Source organism: Streptomyces sp. NPDC127108 (genome assembly GCF_042677545.1).
Lineage (GTDB): Bacteria > Actinomycetota > Actinomycetes > Streptomycetales > Streptomycetaceae > Streptomyces.
In genome coordinates this window covers 85,763-109,809 of record NZ_JBHXTE010000035.1, presented here as the reverse complement: position 1 = coordinate 109,809, position 24,047 = coordinate 85,763, and the positions used below count along the sequence as shown (strand labels likewise).

At 73.2% G+C, this 24,047-nt stretch carries 18 protein-coding genes; 11 read left to right on the top strand and 7 right to left on the bottom strand.

From position 1 onward, the window contains the following. Positions 1 to 528 precede the first annotated feature (528 nt). From ACFVHO_RS27420 to ACFVHO_RS27400, 5 genes are all read right to left on the bottom strand, one after another. Positions 529 to 2,793, bottom strand: a complete 2,265-nt coding sequence (locus ACFVHO_RS27420) for a heavy metal translocating P-type ATPase (RefSeq protein ID WP_385719916.1) — start codon at positions 2,791 to 2,793, stop codon at positions 529 to 531. 82 nt (positions 2,794 to 2,875) lie between these two features. Continuing rightward, positions 2,876 to 3,121 (bottom strand): heavy-metal-associated domain-containing protein, encoded by a 246-nt coding sequence (locus tag ACFVHO_RS27415; RefSeq protein WP_385719914.1) that lies wholly within the window; start codon positions 3,119 to 3,121, stop codon positions 2,876 to 2,878. Between the two features lie 138 nt (positions 3,122 to 3,259). Continuing rightward, positions 3,260 to 3,460, bottom strand: a complete 201-nt coding sequence (locus ACFVHO_RS27410; RefSeq protein WP_190113812.1) for an AlpA family transcriptional regulator — start codon at positions 3,458 to 3,460, stop codon at positions 3,260 to 3,262. Between the two features lie 407 nt (positions 3,461 to 3,867). Further along, positions 3,868 to 4,869 carry a helix-turn-helix domain-containing protein gene (locus tag ACFVHO_RS27405; protein WP_385719911.1) on the bottom strand — a complete coding sequence of 334 codons (1,002 nt, stop codon included), beginning with the start codon at positions 4,867 to 4,869 and terminating at the stop codon, positions 3,868 to 3,870. Positions 4,870 to 4,984: 115 nt separating this feature from the next. Then, the gene (locus ACFVHO_RS27400; RefSeq protein ID WP_385719908.1) at positions 4,985 to 5,911 is read right to left on the bottom strand and encodes a sugar phosphate isomerase/epimerase family protein; all 927 of its coding nucleotides are present in this window, start codon (positions 5,909 to 5,911) and stop codon (positions 4,985 to 4,987) included. 127 nt (positions 5,912 to 6,038) lie between these two features. Between ACFVHO_RS27400 and iolC the strand changes: the two genes are divergently transcribed. From iolC to ACFVHO_RS27370, 6 genes are all read left to right on the top strand, one after another. Further along, a complete protein-coding gene (gene iolC, locus ACFVHO_RS27395) occupies positions 6,039 to 7,037 on the top strand; it encodes a 5-dehydro-2-deoxygluconokinase (RefSeq protein WP_385719906.1) in 999 nt (332 codons plus the stop codon). Positions 7,038 to 7,042: 5 nt separating this feature from the next. Then, a complete protein-coding gene (locus ACFVHO_RS27390; protein WP_385719903.1) occupies positions 7,043 to 7,918 on the top strand; it encodes a deoxyribose-phosphate aldolase in 876 nt (291 codons plus the stop codon). 31 nt (positions 7,919 to 7,949) lie between these two features. Continuing rightward, entirely contained in the window at positions 7,950 to 8,753 is an 804-nt protein-coding gene (iolB, locus tag ACFVHO_RS27385) for a 5-deoxy-glucuronate isomerase (protein ID WP_385719900.1), read from the top strand. Further along, a complete protein-coding gene (iolD, locus tag ACFVHO_RS27380) occupies positions 8,750 to 10,657 on the top strand; it encodes a 3D-(3,5/4)-trihydroxycyclohexane-1,2-dione acylhydrolase (decyclizing) (RefSeq protein ID WP_385719898.1) in 1,908 nt (635 codons plus the stop codon). Before iolB ends, iolD begins: the two co-directional genes overlap by 4 nt. Before the next feature lie 31 nt (positions 10,658 to 10,688). Then, positions 10,689 to 12,191, top strand: coding sequence for a CoA-acylating methylmalonate-semialdehyde dehydrogenase (gene mmsA, locus ACFVHO_RS27375; protein ID WP_385719936.1), 1,503 nt, complete (start codon positions 10,689 to 10,691; stop codon positions 12,189 to 12,191). Between the two features lie 320 nt (positions 12,192 to 12,511). Further along, positions 12,512 to 13,951: an APC family permease gene (locus ACFVHO_RS27370; RefSeq protein WP_385719895.1), complete on the top strand. Its 1,440-nt coding sequence runs from the start codon at positions 12,512 to 12,514 to the stop codon at positions 13,949 to 13,951. A 15-nt stretch (positions 13,952 to 13,966) separates the two neighbouring features. Here ACFVHO_RS27370 and ACFVHO_RS27365 read toward each other — a convergent pair whose 3' ends face one another. After that, entirely contained in the window at positions 13,967 to 14,662 is a 696-nt protein-coding gene (locus ACFVHO_RS27365; protein ID WP_385719892.1) for a TetR/AcrR family transcriptional regulator, read from the bottom strand. Between the two features lie 152 nt (positions 14,663 to 14,814). Here ACFVHO_RS27365 and ACFVHO_RS27360 point away from each other — a divergent pair, with 152 nt between their 5' ends. Then, a complete protein-coding gene (locus tag ACFVHO_RS27360; protein ID WP_385719889.1) occupies positions 14,815 to 15,840 on the top strand; it encodes an ATP-binding cassette domain-containing protein in 1,026 nt (341 codons plus the stop codon). Continuing rightward, positions 15,837 to 16,670, top strand: coding sequence for an ABC transporter permease (locus tag ACFVHO_RS27355; RefSeq protein WP_385719887.1), 834 nt, complete (start codon positions 15,837 to 15,839; stop codon positions 16,668 to 16,670). Before ACFVHO_RS27360 ends, ACFVHO_RS27355 begins: the two co-directional genes overlap by 4 nt. Before the next feature lie 41 nt (positions 16,671 to 16,711). On the opposite strand, the gene ACFVHO_RS27350 is transcribed toward ACFVHO_RS27355, so the two are convergent. Further along, positions 16,712 to 17,956, bottom strand: a complete 1,245-nt coding sequence (locus ACFVHO_RS27350) for a pyridoxal-phosphate dependent enzyme (RefSeq protein WP_385719884.1) — start codon at positions 17,954 to 17,956, stop codon at positions 16,712 to 16,714. A gap of 157 nt (positions 17,957 to 18,113) precedes the next feature. On the opposite strand from ACFVHO_RS27350, the gene ACFVHO_RS27345 reads away from it, so the two are divergent. The 3 genes from ACFVHO_RS27345 to ACFVHO_RS27335 all read left to right on the top strand — a co-directional run bounded on the left by ACFVHO_RS27345 (position 18,114) and on the right by ACFVHO_RS27335 (position 23,750). Further along, the gene (locus ACFVHO_RS27345; protein ID WP_385719881.1) at positions 18,114 to 20,831 is read left to right on the top strand and encodes an alpha/beta fold hydrolase; all 2,718 of its coding nucleotides are present in this window, start codon (positions 18,114 to 18,116) and stop codon (positions 20,829 to 20,831) included. A 47-nt stretch (positions 20,832 to 20,878) separates the two neighbouring features. Next, positions 20,879 to 21,790, top strand: coding sequence for an ABC transporter permease (locus tag ACFVHO_RS27340; RefSeq protein ID WP_385719933.1), 912 nt, complete (start codon positions 20,879 to 20,881; stop codon positions 21,788 to 21,790). 196 nt (positions 21,791 to 21,986) lie between these two features. After that, positions 21,987 to 23,750, top strand: coding sequence for a von Willebrand factor type A domain-containing protein (locus ACFVHO_RS27335; protein ID WP_385719877.1), 1,764 nt, complete (start codon positions 21,987 to 21,989; stop codon positions 23,748 to 23,750). Positions 23,751 to 24,047 lie beyond the last annotated feature (297 nt).

The window sequence follows — 24,047 nt, the reverse complement described above, 5'->3', positions numbered from 1 at the left end:
GATCTCGGCAGACGCGACTGCGGCTTTTCGCGCGCTGAGCGCGCAGTTCCCCGCGCCCCTTACGGGGCTGAGCCACTCGTCAAGGCGCCCCCGCCTATGAAAAGCACCCCGCCGTCGATCCCCCCACGGGTCGACGGTCGGGGCGCTTTCCTGTGCCCCGGTGCGGATTCCCCCCACGGGATCCGGCCGGGAGTTTGTGGTGCGGTCTGCCGGGACGCGTACGGGATCGGGAGGGCCGCTCAAAGCTCCCCGGTGCACGTGCCCCGGCCAACGCTCCCCCAAGCTCTGAAGGAGCAGGGGGGTACCCCCATCAGGGACATCCCCCAAGATGTCCCCCGACGCCCGATGGATCCCCCAAGATCCCTCTGGTGTCGCCCTCTTAGACTCGCGAGCCCCCCTGATGGTTACGTTGCGATCGCTGTGATCTACGTCTCTTGCATATGCCATCGAACGCACGCAAGAGGGCCCATATGCGGATGTCTCGCCTGAGGTGAGAGTCCCGCGAAGACAGTGTGAAGGATCGCGAGGCTATGTGAAAGACCGCAAGCGGAGGCTGTTGGTGACGACGAACACGGAGGAGAACGCCATGGCCGCTCCGGCGATCATCGGGTTGAGCAGCCCGGCCGCCGCCAGGGGCAGCGCGGCGACGTTGTAGCCGAAGGCCCAGCAGAGGTTGCCCTTGATGGTGGCGAGGGTGCGGCGGGCGAGCCGGATCGCGTCGGCGGCCACCCGCAAGTCACCCCGGACGAGGGTGAGATCACCCGCCTCGATGGCCGCGTCCGTACCCGTGCCCATGGCGAGCCCCAGGTCGGCCGTCGCCAGGGCCGCCGCGTCGTTCACGCCGTCGCCGACCATGGCCACGACCCGCCCCTCGTCCTGGAGGCGGCGCACCACGTCGGCCTTGTCCTCGGGCAGCACCTCGGCGTGCACGGCGTCGGGGGCGATGCCCACGGCCGCCGCGACCGCCTCGGCCACGCTCCGGTTGTCGCCGGTCAGAAGGACCGGTTCGAGGCCCAGTTCCCGCAATCGGCGTACGGCCTCGGGGCTGGTGTCCTTGACCGTGTCGGCGACCGCGAGCAGCCCGCAGGCCACCCCGTCCAGGGCGACGAGCACGGCGGTGCGGCCCCCGGCCTCGGCCCGCTCCCGGGCGGCGGTCAGCCCGGCCAGGCCGGTGACGCCCGCCCCGGCGAGCAGCCGTTCGCGCCCGGCGAGCACCTCGCGCCCGTCCACGGTGCCGCGCACCCCGGCCCCCGGGACGTTCTCGAAGCGTGTCGGCACCGGCAGGGCGCCCGCGTCGAGGCCGAGCCGCTGGGCGGCGCCCGCCGCGACGGCCCGCGCCACGGGGTGCTCGGAGGCGTGCTCCAGGGCGCCCGCGAGCCGCAGCAACTCCTTCTCGTCGGTCGATTCGGCCGCGTACACGTCCTGAAGGGCCATGCGGCCCGTCGTCACCGTGCCGGTCTTGTCGAGGACGATCGTGTCGACGCGGCGGGTGGACTCCAGGACTTCGGGGCCCTTGATGAGGATGCCGAGCTGGGCGCCGCGGCCGGTGCCGACGAGCAGGGCGGTGGGCGTGGCGAGGCCGAGCGCGCAGGGGCAGGCGATGATCAGTACGGCGACGGCGGCCGTGAACGCGGCGGCCGCGCCCACGCCGTTGCCCAGCCAGAAGCCGAGCGTCGCCACGGCGAGCGCGATGACGACGGGCACGAAGACGGCGGCGACCCGGTCGGCGAGGCGCTGCACCTCGGCCTTGCCGCTCTGCGCGTCCTCGACGAGCCGGGCCATGCGGGCCAGTTGGGTGTCGGCGCCGACGCGCGTCGCCGCGACGACCAGGCGCCCGCCCGCGTTCACGGTCGCGCCGGTCACCGCGTCCCCGACCGTGACGTCGGCGGGCACGGACTCGCCGGTCAGCATCGACACGTCGACGGCGGACGCGCCCTCGACGACGGTGCCGTCGGTGGCGACGGTCTCCCCGGGCCGGACGACGAAGCGGTCCCCGACGGCGAGCCGCCCCACCGGGATCCGGGTCTCGGTGCCGTCGGGGCCGAGCACGGACACGTCCTTGGCGCCGAGTTCGAGCAGGGCCCGCAGCGCCGCGCCCGCCTTGCGCTTGGAGCGGGCCTCCAGATAGCGGCCGAGCAGGATGAACGTGACGACGCCCGCGGCCACTTCGAGGTAGAGCGCCGACGAGCTGTCGCCGCGCCGAATCGTGAACTCGAAGCCGTGCCGCATGCCCGGCTCGCCCGCCGTGCCGAGGAACAGCGCCCACACCGACCAGCCGAACGCGGCGAGCGTGCCGAGCGACACCAGGGTGTCCATGGTCGCCGCGCCGTGCCGGGCGTTGGTGAGCGCCGCCTTGTGGAAGGGAAGGCCGCCCCACACGACGACCGGCGCGGCAAGGGTCAGAGACAGCCACTGCCAGTACTCGAACTGCAGCGAGGGCACCATCGCGAGCACCACGACGGGCAGCGCGAGGGCGGCGGACACGAGCAGGCGCTGCAGGAGCCGGTCGGCCTCGGTGAGGTCGGTGCTGACGGGCCGGTCGGCGGCGTCGTCGCCCGGCCCCGCGTCCGGCGGTGGCGGGACGATCTCGCGCGCCGTATAGCCGAGCTTCTCGACGGTGGCGACGAGTTGGCCGACCTCCACCCCGTCCGCGTAGGCGACCTTGGCCTTCTCGGTGGCGAGGTTGACCGAAGCGGTCACGCCCTCGATCCGGTTCAGCTTCTTCTCGATGCGGGCCGAGCAGGAGGCGCAGGTCATTCCGCCGATGGCGAGTTCGACCTCGGAGGTGTTCATGACGGCTCTTTCGGGGAAAGGCGCCGGGCCCCGCGGCCGTGGGTGGCGTGCCGCGGGGCCCGGAGGAGGGGCGGGGCGGCGGTCAGGCCTTGCCGACGAGCTCGTAGCCGGCCTCGTCGACGGCGGCGCGGACCGCTTCCTCGTCCAGCGGGGCGGCGGAGACCACGGTCACCTTGCCGCTGGCGGCCTCGGCCTTGACTGAGCTGACGCCCGCGAGCCCGCCGATCTCCTCGGCCACGGCGCCCTCGCAGTGGCCGCACGTCATACCCGTCACGGCGAACACCGTGGTGACGGAGTCGGTCTGCGAGGTCTGGGCGTTGGCGGTCATGTCGTTCTCCTCGGTGAAAGGTGTGGACGTACGGGACGTCTGCGCACGCGTGGGGTCCCGTTGGTTCCAGGGAACCCCTGACGTGCTTCACACTATACCCCTAGGGGGTACCAATCCAAGAGGGGGAGCCGGTCCGTCTCAGCCATCCCTGCGGGCGCGGTTGCCGGGCCGGGACGCGACCCAGGCGCGGATGGTGTCGGCGTACCAATACGGTTTGCCGCCCTCGACGTGGTCGGGCTCGGGCAGCAGGCCGTGCTTGCGGTAGGAGCGCACGGTGTCGGGCTGGACCCGGATGTGCGCCGCGATGTCCTTGTACGACCAGAGCCTGCGGTCGGTCATGGTGGCTCCTCCCTGTGCGTGCCCAGGGCGGCCGGTACGGCCGACGGGGGAGCTGGGCACGGCACTGGCGATCACTCAGCCTGTGCCCCGTGAACGACGCAGAGTGACCGCGCGGAGGCGTCTGTCGACTGGCTGTGACGCAAGACCCGCGTACACGGGACATGTGTGACGAGAAGAGGGCGTTTGTGACGGAAGTGTCGCCCGTGGAGGGCGTGGACGTGGGGCGTGCCCGGGGCGCGTGATTACCCGTGGTGGCCTCGGCGGCCTTGACGTCCGGGGGCGGTGCCCCCGGTCCTCGGCGTGCGGGTGCCCCGGCCTCGGCGCGTGATGCCGTCGGCGCCGGTGCGTTCCCCGGCCGGTCGGCTCCCGGCGGCGGTCGGCCTTCGTGAACACCGGCCGGTCGGCTCTCAGCGGCGGCGGCCGGCCTTCGCGAACACCGCCCGCTGCTCCGGCGATCCTGGCGTGAGGACCAGGCTCGTCTGCTCGCCCGCGAGCCGCGCGGCGGACGGCGGCCCGCTGTGCGCCGGGAGCGGGGCGGCCCCGGCGAGCGCGAACCGGCGCGGGGTGCAGCCCGTCATCGCCTTGAACTCGCCGCTGAGGTGCGCCTGGTCGTAGAAGCCGCAGAGCGCCGCGGTCTCCGCCTGGCTGCGGCCCGCGGCGAGCAGTCGGCGGGCGTGCTGGAGGCGCAGGATCCGGCACGCCGCCTTCGGGCCGACGCCGATCTGTTCGCGGAACCGGTTCTCCAACTGCCGTACGCTCCAGCCGACCTCCGCCGCGATCCCGGCCACGGACGCCCGGCCGCGGCTGCGCACCAGCTCCTCCCAGGCCCGCACGATCCGCGCCGAGCACGGCGGCCCGTCCTCGGACCAGCGGATGAGGACGTCGTCGAGAAGGCCGAAGCGGTCGCTCCAGCGGGGCAGCGCGCCGAGCGCCGCCGCGAGGTCCCCGACCCGGTCCCGGCGGCCCGGTCCGGGCAGGACGCCGAGCACGTCCGGGTCCAGGGTGCGCTCGGCCAGCTCGTGCTGCTCCGTGGCGAGGAGCGTGAACGAGGCCCACGGCGTGAGCAGCACCTCGACACCCGCGAGCCGCCCGTCGTGCTCGCCGAGCACCGGCCGCGTGGTGAGCCCGGAGACCACCGAGACCAGGGACACCGGCGGGCGCGCGGGGCCCGTGAGGCCCAGGATGCGCAGCCGGTCACCGAAGCCGAGCATCAACGTGACGGCTCCGATGGGGACTTCGAGCCGCCGCCGGGGCGCCGCGAGCGCGAGCCGGAAGCCCCGGTAGCTGATGACGCCGGGGCGCAGCCGGGGGTGCGGCCGGGCCACGGCGACCTCCCAGAGGCCGTCGGGGCCGTGCAGGGAGCGCACCGCGGCGCGCGTGCGTGCGTCGTGCCAGCGGCCCGCGTTCATCCGGCCTCCCGCTCGTCGTCGGCCCGGCCTCGCCCGTCGTGCGACAAGGGTGCCGTACGCAAGCGCAGCGCAGGAGGCCCGGGGCGGCACCGGATGCCAGGTCCGCCGACCGGGCCTAGGCCCCGCAGGAGCGCAGGAACGACCGCGTCCGGCGGGCGATGGGCAGCGGCTTGTCCGGCTCGCACGGGTACATGTCCTGCTCGACGATGGCGAACAGGTCGACGTCCAGCTTCTGGGCGGCTTCGAGGACGGGGCCGAGCGCGGGCACCCCGGTCGGCGGCTCACACATCACGCCGCGTGCCACCGCGGGGCCGAACGGCATGTCCTGCGCCCGGACTTCGGCGAGCACGGCCGGGTCGACCTGCTTCAGGTGCAGATAGCCGAGGCGTTCGCCGTAGGTCTCGATGAGCTTGACGCTGTCGCCGCCGCAGTAGGCGTAGTGCCCGGTGTCCAGGCACAGCGAGACCAGGTCGGGGTCCGTCCCGTCCAGGAAGCGGGTGACGTTCTCCTCGGTGTCGATGTGGGTGTCGGCGTGCGGGTGGACGACGATCGTGAGGCCGTAGCGCTCGCGCACCTCGCGGCCCAGGCGCTCGGTCTGGGTGGTCAGCTGCCGCCACTGCTCGGCGGTGAGGGTGGAGTCCTCCAGGACCTCGCCGGTCTTGTCGTCGCGCCAGAAGGACGGGATGACGACCAGATGGCGCGCGCCCATCGCCCGGGTCAGCTCCGCGATGGCGGAGACGTGGTCCCAGGTCTTGTCCCAGACGTCCGGGCCGTGGTGCAGGCCCGTGAAGACCGTCCCCGCGGACACCTTGAGGCCGCGGCGGTCCGTCTCGGCGGTCAGCCGCGCCGGGTCGGTCGGCAGATAGCCGTACGGGCCCAGCTCGATCCACTCGTAACCGGAGTCGGCGACCTCGTCCAGGAAGCGCGTCCAGGGGACCTGCTGGGGATCCTCGGGGAACCACACGCCCCACGAGTCGGGGGCCGAGCCGACACGGATGCGGGACAAAGCCGACGATGGGGTCAAGGAGGTCGTGGTCGCCATGGGCGTCAGCCTCCACGGCGGCCGAGAAGAGTGTCAAGGAGTAGTCCGAATGTAAGGACAAAATGTTGACAGGGTTCCTGGGACGGGATTAGACCTGGGGGAGGCGACAGGCTGCCTCCAGGAAGGGATGTGCAGGGTGAGCGATCCGAACACCGATCCGTACGACCCGTACGACGTCATCACGATGGGCCGGATCGGGGTGGACCTCTACCCCCTGCAGACCGGGGTGCCGCTCTCGAAGGTCACGACCTTCGGGAAGTTCCTCGGCGGCTCGGCCACGAACGTGGCGGTCGCGGCGGCCCGGCTCGGGCGGCGCGTGGGCGTTGTCACGCGGACGGGACAGGACCCCTTCGGCACGTATCTGCGGGAGCAGTTGCGGGAGTTCGGGGTCGACGACCGGTGGGTCGGCGAGGTCCCTGGCCTGCCCACGCCCGTGACGTTCTGCGAGGTCTTCCCGCCCGACGACTTCCCGCTGTACTTCTACCGGCAGCCCAAGGCGCCCGACCTGGAGCTCGCCGCGGCCGACCTCGACCTCGACGCGATCGCCGAGGCCAGCATCTTCTGGATGACCGGGACCGGCCTTTGCGCGGAGCCCAGCCGGACGGCGACCATCGCCGCGCTCGGCGCGCGCTCCGGCGGCATCACCGTCTTCGACCTCGACTGGCGGCCCGCGTTCTGGAAGGGCACAGCCCGGAGCGATCCGGACGAGGCACGGCTGCACTACGCCGCAGCGCTGCGGCACGCCACCGTCGCCGTGGGCAATCTGGACGAGGTGGAGATCGCCACCGGGGTGCGGGAGCCGCGGGCCGCCGCGGGGGCCCTCCTCGCGGCCGGGGTCGAGCTGGCCGTGGTCAAGCAGGGGCCCAAGGGGGTGCTCGCGATGAACCGCGAGGGGGACGTCGTCGAGGTGCCGCCGCTGCCCGTGACCGTCCTGAACGGGCTCGGGGCGGGGGACGCGTTCGGCGGGGCGCTGTGCCACGGGCTGCTCGCCGGGTGGGAGTTGGAGCGGGTGATCCGGTACGCGAACGCGGCGGGGGCGATCGTCGCCTCCCGGCTGGAGTGTTCCTCGGCGATGCCGTACGCCGGTGAGGTCGAAGCCGCGCTGCGGGCGGGGGCCGTCACGTGACCGCCGTGGACGTTGCTCAGCTCGTACGGACCCGGGTGCGGGAGCCCGAGGCCATCGCCGAGGCCGCCGCCCGGCGGAAGCGGCGGGAGCTGGTCGGGGAATCCGGACGGCTCATGATCATCGCGGCGGATCATCCGGCCCGGGGCGCCCTGGGCGTCGGGAAGGACCCGATGGCGATGGCCGACCGCGCCGACCTCCTGGAGCGGCTCTGCCTCGCCCTCTCGCGCCCCGGCGTGGACGGCGTGCTCGCCACCGCCGACATCCTCGACGACCTGCTGCTGCTCGGGGCCCTGGAGGGCAAGGTCGTCATGGGCTCCATGAACCGGGGCGGCCTCGCGGGCGCCGCGTTCGAGCTGGACGACCGGTTCACCGGGTACCGCCCCCGGGATCTGCGGCGCCTCGGCTTCGACGCGGGCAAGCTGCTCCTTCGCGTCGACTACGCCGACCCGGGCTCCCTCACCACCCTGGAGACCACCGCCCGCGCCGTCGACGCCATGGCCGCGCGCCGCCTGCCCGTGTTCGTGGAGCCGTTCCTGTGCCGCAGGTCCGACGACGGCGTGCTGCGCAACGACCTGAGCGCGGCGGCCGTCACCCGGTCCATCGCCATCGCGGCGGGACTCGGCGGCACCTCGGCGTACACCTGGCTGAAGGTCCCCGTCACCGAGAACCCCGACGACATGGCCCGCGTCATGGAGACCTCGACGCTGCCCGCCGTGCTCCTCGGCGGCGACATCGCGGGCGACGCGGACGCCGCGTACGAGAAGTGGCGCGGCGCCCTGCGGCTGCCCACCGTGCAGGGCCTGGTCGCGGGCCGGACGCTGCTGTACCCGGCGGACGGCGATGTCGCGGGCGCCGTCGACACCGCGGTGGGCCTGCTGTAGCCGTGACGTACGCAATCAGGAGGAGCCACGCATGACGTACGTACCAAAAGGAAGTGCGGCCGACGGCGGCTACGCCGTCGCCATCGACCCCAAAACCGCAGCGTGGACGTATGCCGGGCTGCGTGTCGTCGAGATCCCGGCCGGTGGACTGCACTCCTTCGCCACCGGTGAGAGTGAATGGATCGTGCTCCCGCTGACCGGCGGCTGTACGGTGCACGCGGAGGGCGAGATCATCGAACTCCTGGGCCGCGAGAGCGTGTTCAGCGGAGTCACCGACTTCGCTTACGTTCCCCGTGACGCCCACATCCAGATCGCCTCCGGCGTGGGAGGCCGCTTCGCCCTGGCAGGAGCGAAGTGCGAGCGCCGACTCCCCGCCCGCTACGGCCCCGCGCCGGAGGTCCCCGTCGAAGCGCGCGGCAGCGGAAGCTGCGCGCGCCAGGTCCGCAACTTCGCGTCCGCGGACGCCTTCGACTGCGACCGGCTGATCGCCGTGGAGGTGATCACGCCGGGCGGCAACTGGTCCTCGTACCCGCCGCACAAGCACGACGAGCACCGGCCCGGCGTCGAGTCGGTCCTCGAGGAGATCTACTACTTCGAGATCGAGGGCGAGCACGGCTTCGGCTACCAGCGGGTCTTCCCCTCGCGGGAGGGCGGCACCGACGTGCTCGCCGAGGTGCGCTCCGGCGACGCGGTGCTCGTGCCCGACGGCTGGCACGGCCCGTCCATCGCCCAGCCGGGGCACACCATGTACTACCTGAACGTCATGGCGGGACCGGGCGACGAGCGGGAGTGGAAGATCTGCTTCCACCCCGACCACACGGAGGGTTACCGATGAGCGAGACACAGGGGGGCACGCGCGGCGCGCCCGGCACGATCCGGCTCACGACGGCCCAGGCCCTGGTGCGCTTCCTGGCCCGGCAGTTCACCGAGCGGGACGGCGAGCGGCGCCGCCTCATCGGCGCGACCTGGGGCATCTTCGGGCACGGCAACGTGGCGGGACTCGGCCAGGCGCTCGTGGAGTACGGCGAGCAGATGCCGTTCCACCAGGGGCGCAACGAACAGTCCATGGTGCATGCCGCCGTGGGGTACGCGCGCCAGTGCGGGCGGCTCTCCACCCACGCCGTGACGACGTCCATCGGGCCCGGCGCCACCAACCTCGTCACGGGCGCGGCCCTCGCGACCGTCAACCACCTGCCGGTGCTCCTGCTGCCCGGCGACACCTTCGCGACCCGCCCCGCCGACCCGGTCCTCCAGCAGCTCGAAGTGCCCTACGCGGGCGACGTGTCCGTGAACGACTGCCTGCGGCCCGTCTCGAAGTACTTCGACCGGATCACCCGCCCCGAGGCCCTGATCCCGGCCGCGCTCCAGGCGATGCGGGTGCTCACCGACCCCGTCGACACGGGCGCGGTGACCCTCGCGCTGCCGCAGGACGTGCAGGCGGAAGCCCACGACTGGCCCGAGGAGTTCTTCGTCGAGCGGGTCTGGAAGGTGCGCCGTCAGGCCCCCGACCCCGCCGAACTGGCCGCCGCCGCCCGTCTGGTGCGGGGCGGCGACCGGCCGCTGATCATCGCGGGCGGCGGCGTCCACCACAGCGCCGCCGAGCAGGCCCTCGCCGCCCTCGCCGACGCCACCGGCATCCCCGTCGCCGCCACCCAGGCGGGGAAGGGCTCCCTGCGCCACGACCACCCCGCCGACGTCGGCGGCATCGGCCACACCGGCACCGCGACCGCCGACGAACTGGCCCGCACCGCCGACCTCGTGATCGGCGTCGGCACCCGCTACACCGACTTCACCACCGCGTCCGGCACCCTCTTCGGCGCGCCCGGCGTGCGCTTCCTCAACATCAACGTGGCCGCGTTCGACGCGCACAAGATGGCGGGCGCCACCGTCGTCGCCGACGCGCGCGCCGCCCTCGAAGGGCTGCGGGACGCGCTCGCGGGCCATCGCGTCGACCCCGCGTACGCGGCGGAGTACACCGACGACAAGGCACGCTGGGAGCACCGCGTCGACGCCGCCTATGAAGCGGACGAGCCGGACGTGCGGCCCACCCAGGCGCAGGTGCTCGGCCTCCTCGACGAGCTGGTCACCGACGCCGACGTGCTCATCAACGCGGCCGGCTCGCTCCCCGGCGACCTGCACAAGCTGTGGCGGGCGCGCTCGCCGAGGCAGTACCACGTGGAGTACGGCTACTCCTGCATGGGCTACGAGATCCCGGCCGCGATCGGGGTCTCGATGGCCTCGCCGGAGCGGCCCGTGTGGGCGCTCGTCGGCGACGGGACGTATCTGATGATGCCCACCGAGATCGTCACGGCCGTCCAGGAGAACATCCCGATCAAGGTCGTGATCCTGCAGAACCACGGGTACGCCTCCATCGGGGGCCTGTCGGAGTCCGTCGGCGGCGAGCGGTTCGGCACCGCCTACCGCCACCGGGCGCCCGACGGCACCTACACGGGTGCCCCGCTGCCCGTCGACCTCGCCGCCAACGCGGCCTCGCTCGGACTGCCGGTGCGGCGCGCCAAGACCGTCCGCGACCTGCGCGAGGCACTGCGCGAAGCACGCGAAGCGGACGGCCCCACATGTGTCTACGTGGAGACGGAAACGGCAGACACAGTGTCGGGCCCGCCCCCCGCACAGGCGTGGTGGGATGTGCCCGTGGCCGAGACCGCGACCCGGGCGTCGGCGGTCAAGGCACGCGAGGAGTACGACCGGCACGTGTCCGCCCGGCGCCGCCAGCTGTGAAGGGAAACTTGGCATGAGCAGCATGACGAGCATGACGAAGACCGTCGACCACTGGATCGGCGGCAAGACCGTCGAGGGCGCGTCCGGTACGTACGGCCCCGTCACCGACCCGGCGACCGGCGCCGTGACGACCCGCGTCGCCTTCGCGTCGGTGGACGAGGTGGACGCGGCCGTGGCCGCCGCGAAGGCCGCGTACACGACCTGGGGCCAGTCCTCGCTCGCCCAGCGCACCTCGGTCCTCTTCAAGTTCCGGGCGCTGCTCGACGCGCACCGCGACGAGATCGCCGAGCTGATCACCGCCGAGCACGGCAAGGTGCACTCCGACGCCCTCGGCGAGGTCGCCCGCGGCCTGGAGGTCGTCGACCTGGCCTGCGGCATCAACGTGCAGCTCAAGGGCGAGCTGTCCACGCAGGTCGCGAGCCGCGTGGACGTCTCCTCGATCCGCCAGCCGCTCGGCGTCGTCGCGGGCATCACGCCCTTCAACTTCCCGGCCATGGTGCCGATGTGGATGTTCCCGCTCGCCATCGCGTGCGGCAACACCTTCGTGCTCAAGCCCAGCGAGAAGGACCCGTCGGCGTCGATGCGCGTCGCGGAGCTGCTCGCCGAGGCGGGCCTGCCGGACGGCGTGTTCAACGTCGTGCACGGCGACAAGGTGGCCGTGGACCGCCTCCTGGAGCACCCGGACGTGGCGGCCGTGTCCTTCGTGGGCTCGACCCCGATCGCCCGCTACATCCACACCACGGCCTCCGCCAACGGCAAGCGCGTCCAGGCGCTCGGCGGCGCCAAGAACCACATGCTGGTCCTGCCGGACGCCGACCTGGACGCGGCCGCCGACGCCGCCGTCTCGGCCGCGTACGGCTCGGCGGGCGAGCGCTGCATGGCCATCTCGGCGGTCGTGGCGGTCGGCGCGGTCGGCGACGAGCTGGTGGCGAAGATCAAGGAGCGGGCCGAGAAGATCAAGATCGGCCCCGGCACCGACCCGTCCTCGGAGATGGGCCCGCTCATCACGGCCGCCCACCGCGACAAGGTGGCGTCGTACGTGACGGGCGCGGCGGCCCAGGGCAGCGAGGTCGTCCTGGACGGCACCGGCTACACCGTCGAGGGCCACCCCGACGGCCACTGGATCGGCCTCTCGCTGCTCGACCGGGTGCCGGTGACGGCGGACGCCTACAAGGACGAGATCTTCGGCCCGGTCCTGTGCGTGCTGCGTGTGGAGACGTACGAGGAGGGCCTCGCCCTCATCAACGCCTCGCCGTTCGGCAACGGCACGGCGATCTTCACCCGGGACGGCGGCGCGGCGCGCCGCTTCCAGCTGGAGGTCGAGGCGGGCATGGTCGGCGTGAACGTGCCGATCCCGGTGCCGGTGGGCTACCACTCCTTCGGCGGCTGGAAGGACTCGCTCTTCGGCGACCACCACATCTACGGCAACGACGGCACGCACTTCTACACCCGCGGCAAGGTCGTCACGACCCGCTGGCCGGACCCGTCGGACGCCCCGGCGGGCGTGGACCTGGGGTTCCCGCGCAACCACTGAGCACCTGAGCGCACCGAGCGAGACCGTCCGCACTGCGGACGGTCTCGTTTATTTTTCGGTGCGCGGCTGCGGTTCCCGCACTGATCGCTTAAATCGGGCGAGGAAGGCGATCTGTGTATTTGACCTTGCTATCGAAGGTCTGGTGGTGAAGTGGCTGACTAGTGTCATCTACTTGTCGCCAATGTCTGGGATTCAATGGTGAGTTGATGATCCCCCGAGCTGCGGATTCCGTAGGTAATCGGCCATTGACGTTCTCCTTACGCCGGGGTTTCCATGACGGCTCCGCCTCCTCCTTGGTACGAGCCGATCGGAAACGCCGTATGACCGAAACGCTTCACACGCCGCCGCCCGAGTCCGCGGTCATCGGGCCGGTCACCGCGCCCGCGCAGGAACCGGACGAGGCGCCGCGCAAGCTGAAGCGTTCCATCGGCGTCGTCGGCGGCACCCTGCTCACGCTGTCCTGTGTCACGCCCGCCTCCACGCTCTTCGTGGTCGTGCCCGACCTGTTCTCCACGCTCGGCACCGCCACCGCCCTCACCATCGCCATCGGCGCGCTGCTGTGCGTGGGCGTCGCGTTCTGCTACTCGGAGCTGGGGACCCTCATCCCCAGCGCGGGCGGCGAGTACGCGATGGTGTCGACCATGGCCGGACGGCTCGCGGGCTGGCTCGTCTTCGTCCTCTCCCTGCTCGTCGTGATGATCGTGCCGCCCGTCATCGCCATGGGCACGGCCGACTACCTCGCGCCCGTCGTCCACCTCGACCCGTCCTACGCTGGCGCCGCCGTGATGCTCCTCGCCACCCTCGCCGGCCTGCTCGACCTGCGCGCCAACGCGTGGATCACCGGGATCTTCCTCGTCCTCGAAGTGATCGCCGCGGGCGTGGTGGCCGTGCTCGGGTTCGCGCACGCCGAGCGGGGCGCGGGCAGCCTCGTCGACTTCGGCGTGGCCGCGGGGTCCGGCTCCGGCGACGGCACGAAGACCGTCACCGCCATGCTGATCGTCTCCGGGCTCGCCATCGCCCTCTTCGTCACCCAGGGCTTCTCCACGGCCGTGTACCTCTCCGAGGAGATGGAGAACCCGCGCAGGAACGTCGCCCGCACCGTCCTGCTCACCCTCGGCATCTCCGCCGTCGTCCTGCTCGTGCCCGTCGCCGCCATCACCATGGGCGCGCCCGACCTCGCCGCGCTCACCAACGGGGACATCGGCGCCATGGTCGCCGCCTGGTCCAGCTCCGGCGTCGGCACCTTCATCAGCCTGTGCGTGGCCCTCGCCATCATCAACGCGGGCATCGTGATGGTCATCCAGAACTCGCGGGTCCTCTTCGCCTCCGCCCGGGACCAGGCGTGGCCCGCGCCGGTGAACAAGGTCCTCTCGCGGCTCGGCGGGCGCTTCGGCTCGCCCTGGGTCGCCACGCTCCTGGTGGGTGTGCCGGGCGCCGCGCTGTGCTTCGTGAACCTCGACACCCTCTACGGAGTGACCGGGGTTTCCGTGACGGGCATGTACCTGCTGGTCGCCGTGGCGGCGCTGCTCGCCCGGCGCGGGTCGCGCAGGCACGCGCCCGCCTGGCGGATGCCGCTGTGGCCCGCGGTGCCGGTGGTGCTCGTCGCGGTGCTCGCGTACGTGCTGAGCCAGCAGGAGGCGTCGTACCTGCTGTGGACCGGCGGGATCGTGGGCGGGGCGACGCTGTACTGGCTGTTCTATCTGCGTCCGCGCAGGGACAGCCGGTGGCTGGTGACGATTCCGGAGGACACCAGGGAGTAGGTCCGGCCGGGCCCGCTACGGCTGGGGCGCGCCGCCGGTCCCGGCGTCGAGGCGGGCCTGGAGGCCGTCGAGGATGATCCCGACGCCGAAGGCGATCTTCGTGGATGCCTGTGTGATGCGTGCCTGCGCCCCCGCGTCGATGCGGGCGCGCAGCCGCGGGAACTCCCTCGCGATGCCGTTCGCCCACTCCAGGACCTCCTTGACCCCCTCCTCCTCGTCGCCGCCCTCGCGGCGGATCCGCGCCCGCGTGGTGGCCGCGGCCGCGTCCTCAAGGGCGGTGCCGGTCACGAAGGTCAGGAGCGTGGCCACGGCCGCGTCGAGCTCCTCGTCGGCGAAGCCCGCGGTCTCGAAGATGCGGTAGCAGTGGTCCTGGCGGCGCGCCGTCTCCGTGCCGTAGATGATGTGGGCGCTGCTGGCGGGCATCAGCCACTGGTGCCGGGTGAGCATCGCGTACCACTCCTGCGCGAAGGCGGCGGCCGCGTCCCGCCAGCCGATCGCGTCCGGGTCGGGCAGGCCGACCTCGCCCCACACGTGGTCGCCCGCCAGCGCGATGAGCTTGTCCTTGCTGCCGACGTGCCAGTACATCGCCGTGGCGGCCGAGCCCAGATGGCGGCCGAGGCGCCGCATGCTCAGACCGTCGACCCCTTCCGCGTCGAGCAGTTCGATCGCGGCCCGGACGATCTGGTCACGGTTCAAGGTCTCGCGTGGCATGCCGCCAGGATAGCCCACCACTTGCACAGTGTTCAGGAAGTTCGGAGAAGCTCTTGCACGGTGTGCAAGTGGTCTTTTACAGTGTTCGAGCGCGGCGCTTGAACGCCGTAAAAGTCTGACTTGAACGCCGTACGAGCATGGAGTGATCGGGCATGACCAGGAGCAGGAACATCCCGCGGGACGCCATGGGCGCGTCGGCGATCGAGGCCTCCGGGCTCGCCAAGTCGTACGGCGACAAGGTGGTGCTCGACGGGATCGACCTCGACATCCCCCGGGGCGCGGTCTTCTCGCTGCTCGGGCCGAACGGCGCGGGCAAGACCACCACCGTGCAGATCCTGTCGACGCTGATCGCCGCGGACGCCGGGCAGGCACGCGTGGCGGGCCACGACCTCGTCGCCGACCCCGACGCCGTACGCCGCGCGATCGGCGTCACCGGTCAGTACGCGGCGGTGGACGCGCTCCTCACCGCCGAGGAGAACATGCTGATGATGGCCGACCTGCTGCACCTGCCCCGGAGCGAGGGCAGGCGGCGCGCGGCCGAACTGCTCGACCGCTTCGGCCTCGCGGACGCCGCGAAGCAGCTGCCCGGCACCTTCTCCGGCGGCATGCGGCGCAAGCTCGACCTCGCGATGACGCTGGTCGGCGACCCGAGCGTCATCTTCCTCGACGAGCCGACGACGGGCCTCGACCCGCGCAGCCGCCGCACCATGTGGGACAGCGTCCGCGAACTCGTCGCGAACGGCACCACCATCTTCCTCACCACGCAGTACCTGGAGGAGGCCGACCAGCTCGCCGACCGCGTCGCCGTCCTCGACGGCGGCCGGATCGTCGCCCAGGGCACGCCGGACGAGCTGAAGCGGCGCATCCCCGGCGGCCACATCCGCCTGGCGTTCGCCGACGCGGCGAGCATGGACGCCACCGCCGACCGGCTCGCCCTGGACACGGTCGTCCGCGACGCGGAGGCGCTGACCCTCCAGATCCCCAGCGACGGCAGCATCCCCGCCCTGCGCTCCGTGCTCGACGTCCTCGAGGCCGCAGGCGTCCCCGCCGAGCACCTGACCGTGCACACACCCGACCTCGACGACGTGTTCCTGACGCTGACGGGCGGCGCGGCCACCGGATCGGCCACGCGCTCCCTGAGCGCGACCACCAACTCCCCGAAGGAGAGCGCCCGATGAGCGCCACCTCGTACACCGCCGGCACCACTGGCCCCACCCGCTCGCACGCCCTGCGCGACTCCCTGACGATGCTGCGCCGCAATCTCAAGCGCGCCCAGCGCTATCCGTCCATGACGCTCTCGATCGTCGCCATGCCGATCCTGATGCTGCTGCTCTTCGTGTACGTCTTCGGCGGCGCGATCGGCGACGGCATGGGGCTGCCGGGCGGCGGCGCGGACGGCCGGGGCGAGTACACCAATTACGTCACCCCGGGGATCATCCTCATGGCGGTGACCGCCGGGGCGATCTCGACGGCCGTGTCGGTGTGCGGCGACATGACCGAGGGCATCGTCAACCGCTTCCGCACGATGGCCATTTCCCGTGGTTCCGTCCTGACCGGGCACGTCGTCGGCAACGTCGTCCAGACCCTGGTCAGCCTGGTCCTCGTGATCGGTGTGGCGCTCGCGGTGGGGTTCCGGCCGAACGCGGGACCGGTGGAGTGGGCCGCCGCCCTCGGCATCCTGGTGCTGCTCGCCTTCGCCCTGAGCTGGGTGTCGGCCGCCATGGGCCTGGGCGCCAAGACCGTGGAGGCGGCGAGCAACGCGCCCGCGCCGCTGACCTTCCTGCCCTTCCTCGGCTCCGCCGTGGTCACCCCCGAGTCGATGCCGACGGGCCTGCGCTGGTTCGCCGAGTACCAGCCCTTCACGCCGATCAACGAGACGCTGCGCGGTCTGCTTCTCGGCACCGGGATCGGCACCAGCGGCGTCCAGGCCCTGGCCTGGATCGCGGGCCTGACCCTGGTCGGCTTCCTCTGGGCCCGCTCGGTCTTCGGCCGGGCGGTCAAGCGCTGAGGGCCTGCTCCTGCCCTCCGCCCGCGCCCGGCCGCGGACCGTCACACCTGGCGCAGCCGCCGCTCCACCGCGTCCCAGTCCTCCGGGTCGACCACCGGGGAAGGACCGGCGGCCAGGAGGTCCTGGTCCTTGAAGCCGCTGGAGGTGGACACGCACACCACAGGGCCGTCGTCCGGGGCGCCGAGCTGCCGCAGCCCGGCGAGGCCCGCGGCGGCGGAGAGCTCCGCCCACACCCCGTTCCGGGCCAGCTCCGAGCGGGCCGCGGCCATCTCCTCGTCCGTGACGAGCAGGGCGGCCCCGGCGCTCTCCCGGAGGGCGACGACCCCGCGATACCCGCCGACGGGACAGGCGATGGCGTACGCGGCGGTGGGCCCGAGCGGGACGTGCGCCGCGGGCACCCCGCCCCGCACGGCCGCGGCGAGCGGCCCCCCGGCGGCGGGCTCGCACCCGTAGAGGCGGGGCACCCGCTCCGCGTGCCCGAGTCGCACCAGCTCGGCGAAGCCCTTCCAGATGCCGAACAGCATCTCTCCGTAGCCGGTGGGCACGAACACCGCGCGCGGGACGACGCCGAGGTCGGTGAAGATCTCGTAGGCGAGCGTCTTGTAGCCCTCGGGCCCGAAGCCGTGCCCGGTGTGCGCGGCGGGCGTGAGGTTGCTGACGGGGTGGTAGCCGGTCCGCTCGACGATCCGGCGCAGGAGCGGCCACCGCGCCTCGGTGGGCACGCGCAGGACGGCGGCTCCGTAGCCGCGCAGGAACGCGTCGACGGCCGCCGGCACCTCGTCGGAGGTGAGGACGGCGCACCGCAGCCCGGCCCGCGCCGCGTACGCCGCCGCGGAGGCTCCGTGGTTGCCGGAGGAGGCGACGACGACCCCCTCCGCGCCGACCCCGGCGGCCGCGCCGACGGCGACCCGGTTGAGGCGGTCCTTGTGGCTCCACGTCGGATTGCGGGACTCGTCCTTGATCCACACGCCGTCGCCGAGCGGCAGCAGCGGAGTGCCGCCCTCCGCGAGCCCCGGGCCGTGCAGCGGCGGCAGCAGCGGCGCCCACCGCTCGTGCCCGCGCGGCCGCGCCGAGGCGGTCGCGAAGAAGTCGGCGGGCACCTTGTCGTAGGCGTAGTCGACCTCTACGGGGTACGCGACGGACTCGGTGCTCGTGACCGGGCAGCCCTCGGTGAGCGGCGGCCACAGCGGGTACCGGACGTCGGGGTCGCCGAGCGAGCGCTGGCCGACGGCTAGGGAGTCCGAGGGGGCGGCGGGCGTCCCGAGGTTCGCGAGCGGAGATGTCATGGGTCAACAGGGTAGGCGCCCCTGACAGTTGGACGGCAGGGGCCGCGCCCTACCGCGTCGGTGGTACGCGGCCGCCTCCGCGTACTTCCCGGGGAGGCACCCGGGTTCCGACCGGCGGGGGCATTGGTTGTCGGCGGGCCCCCGTACGGTTGACGCCATGGATCTACGACGGCCCAAGGCCGGAGCCTGGAAGGCCGCGCTGCGCGGGCCGCGGCGGCTGTTCGCCGCCGCGGCCGCTGTTGTCGTGCTGGCTGGGGCGGGTACGTGGACGGCGCTGGCGTCCGACGAGGGCCCCGGCGTGCGGCGCTCGGACCGGATGCTCACCATGGGCAGGGCGGCCGACGGCCAGGAGGTGCGGATCGACACGTCGTACTTCACGGCGGGCGACCCCGGCACCAAGCGGCCCGCCGTGCTCATCGGGCACGGCTTCGGCGGCAGCAAGAACGACGTGCGCGACCAGGCCGAGAAGCTGGCCCGCAAGGGCTACGCGGTCATGACGTGGTCCGCGCGCGGCTTCGGCAGGTCCACCGGACGGATCGGCCTGAACGACCCCAAGGGCGAGGTCGCCGACGTCTCCCGGCTCGTCGACTGGCTGGCGACCCGCCCCGAGGTGCGGCTCGACAAGGCGGGCGACCCGCGCGTGGGCGTCACCGGCGCGTCGTACGGCGGCGCGGCCGCCCTCCTCGCCGCCGGGTACGACCAGCGGGTCGACGCCATCGCCCCGGTCATCACGTACTGGAACCTGGCGGACGCGCTGTTCCCCCAGGGCGTGTTCAAGAAGCTGTGGGCCGGGATGTTCCTCAGCGCGGGCGGCGGCTGCGACCGGTTCGAGAAGCGGCTGTGCGAGATGTACGACCGCGTGGCGGTGGCCGGGAAGCCGGACGCGAAGGCGCGTGAGCTGCTCTCCGAGCGCAGCCCCTCCGCCGTCGGCGACCGCATCAAGGTGCCCGCCCTGATCGTGCAGGGCCAGACCGACTCCCTGTTCACCCTGAACCAGTCCGACGCCATGGCCCGGGCGATCCGCGGCAACCACGCCCCCGTCTCGGTCGACTGGATCGCGGGCGGGCACGACGGCGGCGACATGGAGACCGACCGGGTCGCGGGCCGGGTCGGGACCTGGTTCGACCGCTACCTGAAGGACGACAAGGGCGTCGACACCGGGCCCGCCTTCCGCGTCACGCGCACCGGCGGCATCGACTCCACGGACGGCGCGGCCACCCTGCGCGGCGCGAGCGGCGACCGCTATCCGGGCCTGGCCGGCGGCGTGCGCGAAGTGCCGCTCGCCGGGCGCCCGCAGACCTTCGACAACCCCGCGGGCGCCTCGCCGCCCGCCGTGTCCTCGCTGCCGGGCATCGGCTCGGCGGCCGGTGGCGGCGGCCGGGGCGGCGGCGGACTCGCCCAGCTCTCCTCGCTCGGCATCGGCGTCTCCCTCGACTTCCCCGGCCAGTACGCGGCGTTCGAGTCCAAGCCGGTCTCCTCGGACCTGCGCGTCACCGGCACGCCGACCGTGCGGGCACATGTGAAGTCCGACAGCGAGGACACGGTCCTCTTCGGGAAGGTGTACGACGTCGGCCCCGGCGGCGACCAGCGCGTCCTGCCCGCCCAACTCGTCGCCCCCGTGCGGGTGGAGGGCGCCGTGGACGGCGTCGACGTCGACCTGACGCTGCCCGCCGTCGACCACGAGCTGAAGAAGGGCCACCGGCTGCGCCTCGTGCTCGCCTCGACCGACCTCGGCTACGCCTCACCGGCCCGCCCGGCCGCGTACACGGTGTCGTTGAAGAGCGGCCTGAAGGTCCCGACGGCTCCCGGCGTGGAGACCGCAGCCGCGCCGCTGCCCGCCTGGGTGTGGTGGCTGCCGATCACCGGCGCCGCGCTCGCGGTGGCCCTGCTCGTCCTCGGCCGCAGGCGCACCACGGCGCCCGCGCCCGACCCGGCGCTCGCCGAAGTCCCCCTGCAGATCACGGACCTGAGCAAGCGGTACGCGAAGTCCACCGACCGGTACGCGGTCAAGGACCTGTCCTTCCGCGTCGAGAAGGGCCAGGTCCTCGGCCTCCTCGGGCCGAACGGCGCGGGCAAGACGACGACCCTGCGCATGCTCATGGGCCTCATCCGCCCCGACGAGGGCGAGATCCGCGTCTTCGGCCGCGCGATCCGGCCCGGCGCGCCCGTCCTGTCCCGGGTCGGCGCGTTCGTCGAGGGCGCGGGCTTCCTGCCGCACCTCTCCGGCCGGGAGAACCTGGAGCTGTACTGGGCGGCCACCGGCCGCCCCGCCGCCGACGCCCACCTCGACGAGGCCCTGGAGATCGCCGGGCTCGGCGACGCCCTCGCCCGCGCCGTGCGCACGTACTCCCAGGGCATGCGCCAGCGCCTCGCCATCGCCCAGGCCATGCTCGGCCTGCCGGACCTGCTCATCCTCGACGAGCCGACCAACGGCCTCGACCCGCCCCAGATCCGCGAGATGCGCGAGGTGATGATCCGGTACGCCGACGGCGGGCGCACCGTCATCGTCTCCAGCCACCTCCTCGCCGAGGTCGAGCAGTCCTGCACGCACCTGGTCGTCATGGACCGCGGCCGCCTCGTCCAGGCGGGCCCCGTCGACGAGATCGTCGGCTCCGGGGACACCCTCCTGGTCGGCCTCGCCGCCGACATCGCGGACCCGCTGGTGGAGAAGGTGGCGTCGCTGCCGGGCGTGGCGTCGGCGACGCGCGCCGAGGGCGGGCTCCTGGTGCGCCTCGAAGGACCGGGCACCGGGGACGGCTCCCCGGCGTCCCGGCTGCTCGTCGAACTCGTCCGGCTCGAAGTCCCCGTCGAGTCCGTCGGACCGCACCGCCGCCTGGAGGACGCGTTCCTGACCCTGATCGGAGGCACCGCATGACGGCGACCGAGAGCACCCCGGACGCGCCGGACGCGGACGTGGCGGACATGGGCGTGGGGGACGTGGCGACCGCGCCGGCCCCGGCGGCAGCGGCCCCCGGGGACGGCCCCGCCGAGCGCGCCACCGCACCCGGATACCGCGCCGGGCGCACCCTGCCCCTGCGCGTCGAGGCGATCCGCCAGCTGAAGCGGCGGCGCACCCTGGTGATGGGCGGCATCCTCGCCCTGCTGCCGTTCGTGCTGTGGATCGCCTTCACCGTCGCAGGATCACCGGGCGGGCGGAACGACCAGGTCACCCTCATGGACACGGCCACGGCGTCCGGCGTGAACTTCGCCGCGACCTGCCTGTTCGTGTCGGCCGGGTTCCTTCTCGTCATCCCCGTCGCGCTGTTCTGCGGGGACACCGTCGCCTCCGAGGCGGGCTGGTCGAGCCTGCGCTATCTGCTCGCGGCGCCCGTGCCGCGCGCCCGGCTGCTGTGGTCCAAGCTCGCCGTGGCGCTCGGCCTGAGCGCCGCCGCGATGCTGCTGCTCCCGGTGGTCGCGCTCGCGGTCGGCGCGGCGGCGTACGGCTGGGGGCCGCTGGAGATCCCGACCGGCGGCACGCTCGACGCGGGCACGGCCGCCCGGCGTCTCGCGATCGTCGTGGCGTACGTCTTCGTGTCCCAACTGGTCACCGCGGGGCTCGCCTTCTGGCTGTCGACGAAGACCGACGCCCCGCTGGGCGCGGTCGGCGGCGCCGTCGGCCTCACCATCGCCGGGAACGTCCTGGACGCCGTGACGGCCCTCGGCAGCTGGCGCGACTTCCTGCCCGCGCACTGGCAGTTCGCCTGGGCGGACGTGTTCCAGCCGACACCGGAGTGGGGCGGCATGATCCAGGGCTCGGCGATCTCGGTGACGTACGCCCTGATGCTCTTCGCGCTCGCGTTCCGGGGGTTCTCGCGGAAGGACGTGGTGTCGTGAGGGCGTGGTGCCGTGAGGACATGGTGCCGTAAGGGCGTGGTGCCGTAGAGGGACGGTCCAGCCGCGGTGGCGGAGCCTCGACTTCCGCTCGCCGTGGCCGACTTGAGACCCTTCCGCAACGTACGGGACCGATCGTCCTGGGCCCCTCGGCCGTCACAGTCACGAACGCCGACGAGACGAACCGGGGGGCCGACCCATGCGACACACCCTGTCCACCCGCAACGCCGACCGCACCCTCACCCGGGCCCGCGACCGCACCCGGGCCCGCACCCGCCCACGTGACCGCCGCACCGCCCTGGCCGCCGCCCTCCTCGCGGGCGGCCTGCTCCTCGCGGGCTGCAGCGGCGGCGGGGACGACGGCGGCGACAAGCGCGCGTCGAGCAAGGAACGCGGGTCGAACGCCCTCCCCGCGCCCGCCCCGCCGCCCGACGGGACGCAGGACTCGCGGCAGCGGGAGAGCGGCCAGAGCCGCGACATCGCCCCGAGCCCCGGCCCCGGCCCCGCTGACATGCGCTCCACCTTCGCCCTGGACGTGGACACCGCCTCGTACGGCTTCGCGCGCCGCACCCTGGACCAGGGGATCCTGCCCGACCCGGCGACCGTGCGCCCCGAGGAGTTCGTCAACAGCTTCCGGCAGGACTACCCGAAGCCCTCGGGCGACGGCTTCTCCGTGAGCGTGGACGGCGCCCGCACCGGCGCCGACGGCTGGTCCCTGATGCGCGTCGGCCTCGCGACCCGCCCGGACGACGAGGAGCGCCGACGCCCGCCCGCCGCGCTCACCTTCGTGATCGACATCTCCGGCTCCATGGCCGAGCCGGGCCGCCTGGACCTGGTCAGGAAGTCCCTCGGCGTGATGACCGACCGGCTCCGCGACGACGACTCGGTCGCCCTCGTGACCTTCAGCGACCGCGCCGAGACCGTACTGCCCATGACCCGTCTCGGCGACAGCCGCGACCGGGTGCACGCCGCCGTCGACGACCTGCGCCCCACCGCGTCCACGAACGTGGAGGCGGGCATCACCACCGGCTACGAGACCGCGTCCCGAGGCCTGCGCGAGGGCGCCACCAACCGCGTCGTGCTGCTCTCCGACGCCCTCGCCAACACGGGCGACACCAGCGCCGACGGCATCCTGCGACGCGTCGAGGACGCCCGCCGCGCGCACGGCATCACGCTGTTCGGCGTCGGCGTCGGCAGCGACTACGGGGACGCCCTGATGGAACGGCTCGCCGACCGGGGCGACGGCCACACCACGTACGTGGCGGACGAGGACGACGCCCGCGAGGTGTTCTGCGAGCGGCTGCCCGCGAACATCGACCTGCGCGCCCGCGACGCCAAGTCCCAGGTGTCCTTCGACCCGGAGACGGTCGAGCGGTTCCGGCTCATCGGGTACGACAACCGGCGCGTCGCCGACGACGACTTCCGCGACGACCGCGTGGACGGCGGGGAGGTCGGGCCCGGGCACACGGTGACGGCCCTGTACGCGGTGCGCACCCGGCCCGGCGCGAGCGGCCCCGTGGCCACGGCGCGCGTGCGCTGGCTCGACCCCGAGAGCCGCGCCCCGCGCGAGGAGTCGGCGGACCTGCGCACCGGCGACCTGGACGGCACGCTGGACAAGGCGGAGCCGGGCTTCCAAGTGGCCGCCACCGCCGCGTACTTCGCCGACGGCCTGCGCGCGTACGACCGCTTCGCCGACGCCGAACCGCCCAGGGAGGGCGCCCCGGACGGCTACGGCGGTCAGGACGGTCAGGGCAGCCAGGGCAGCCAGGGCAGCCAGGGCGGCCAGGACGGCCAGGACGGCCAGGGTGAGGACCACAGCACGGCCCCGCTGCCGGGCGCCCCGGCGCCGGACCGCCTGGAGGAGTGGGCGCGCGGCCTCGCGTACACGACGGGCGACAAGGACGTGAGCGAACTGGCGGAGAGCATCAGCGAGGCGAACGACCTGCGGGGCAGCGCCCGGTAGGGGACGCGGGGAACTGTGCGGGGCAGCGCCCCGCAGGGGACGCGGGGAACTGTGCCGGGCAGCGCCTCGCAGGGGACGCGGGGAACTGTGCCGGGCAGCGCCCCGTAGGGGACGCGGGGAACTGTGCCGGGCAGCGCCCCGTAGGGGCGCGGGGAACTGCGCGACCAGCCACGACAAAGCCGCAGACGCGTCTGCCGGATCACCGAGCAGACGCGTCCGCGGCTTTCCCCTTTTCCCGCTTTCCCGTTCCCGCTTTCCCGCCCTGGCAGCCCCCACGCGGCGGAGCCGCACGCCGAA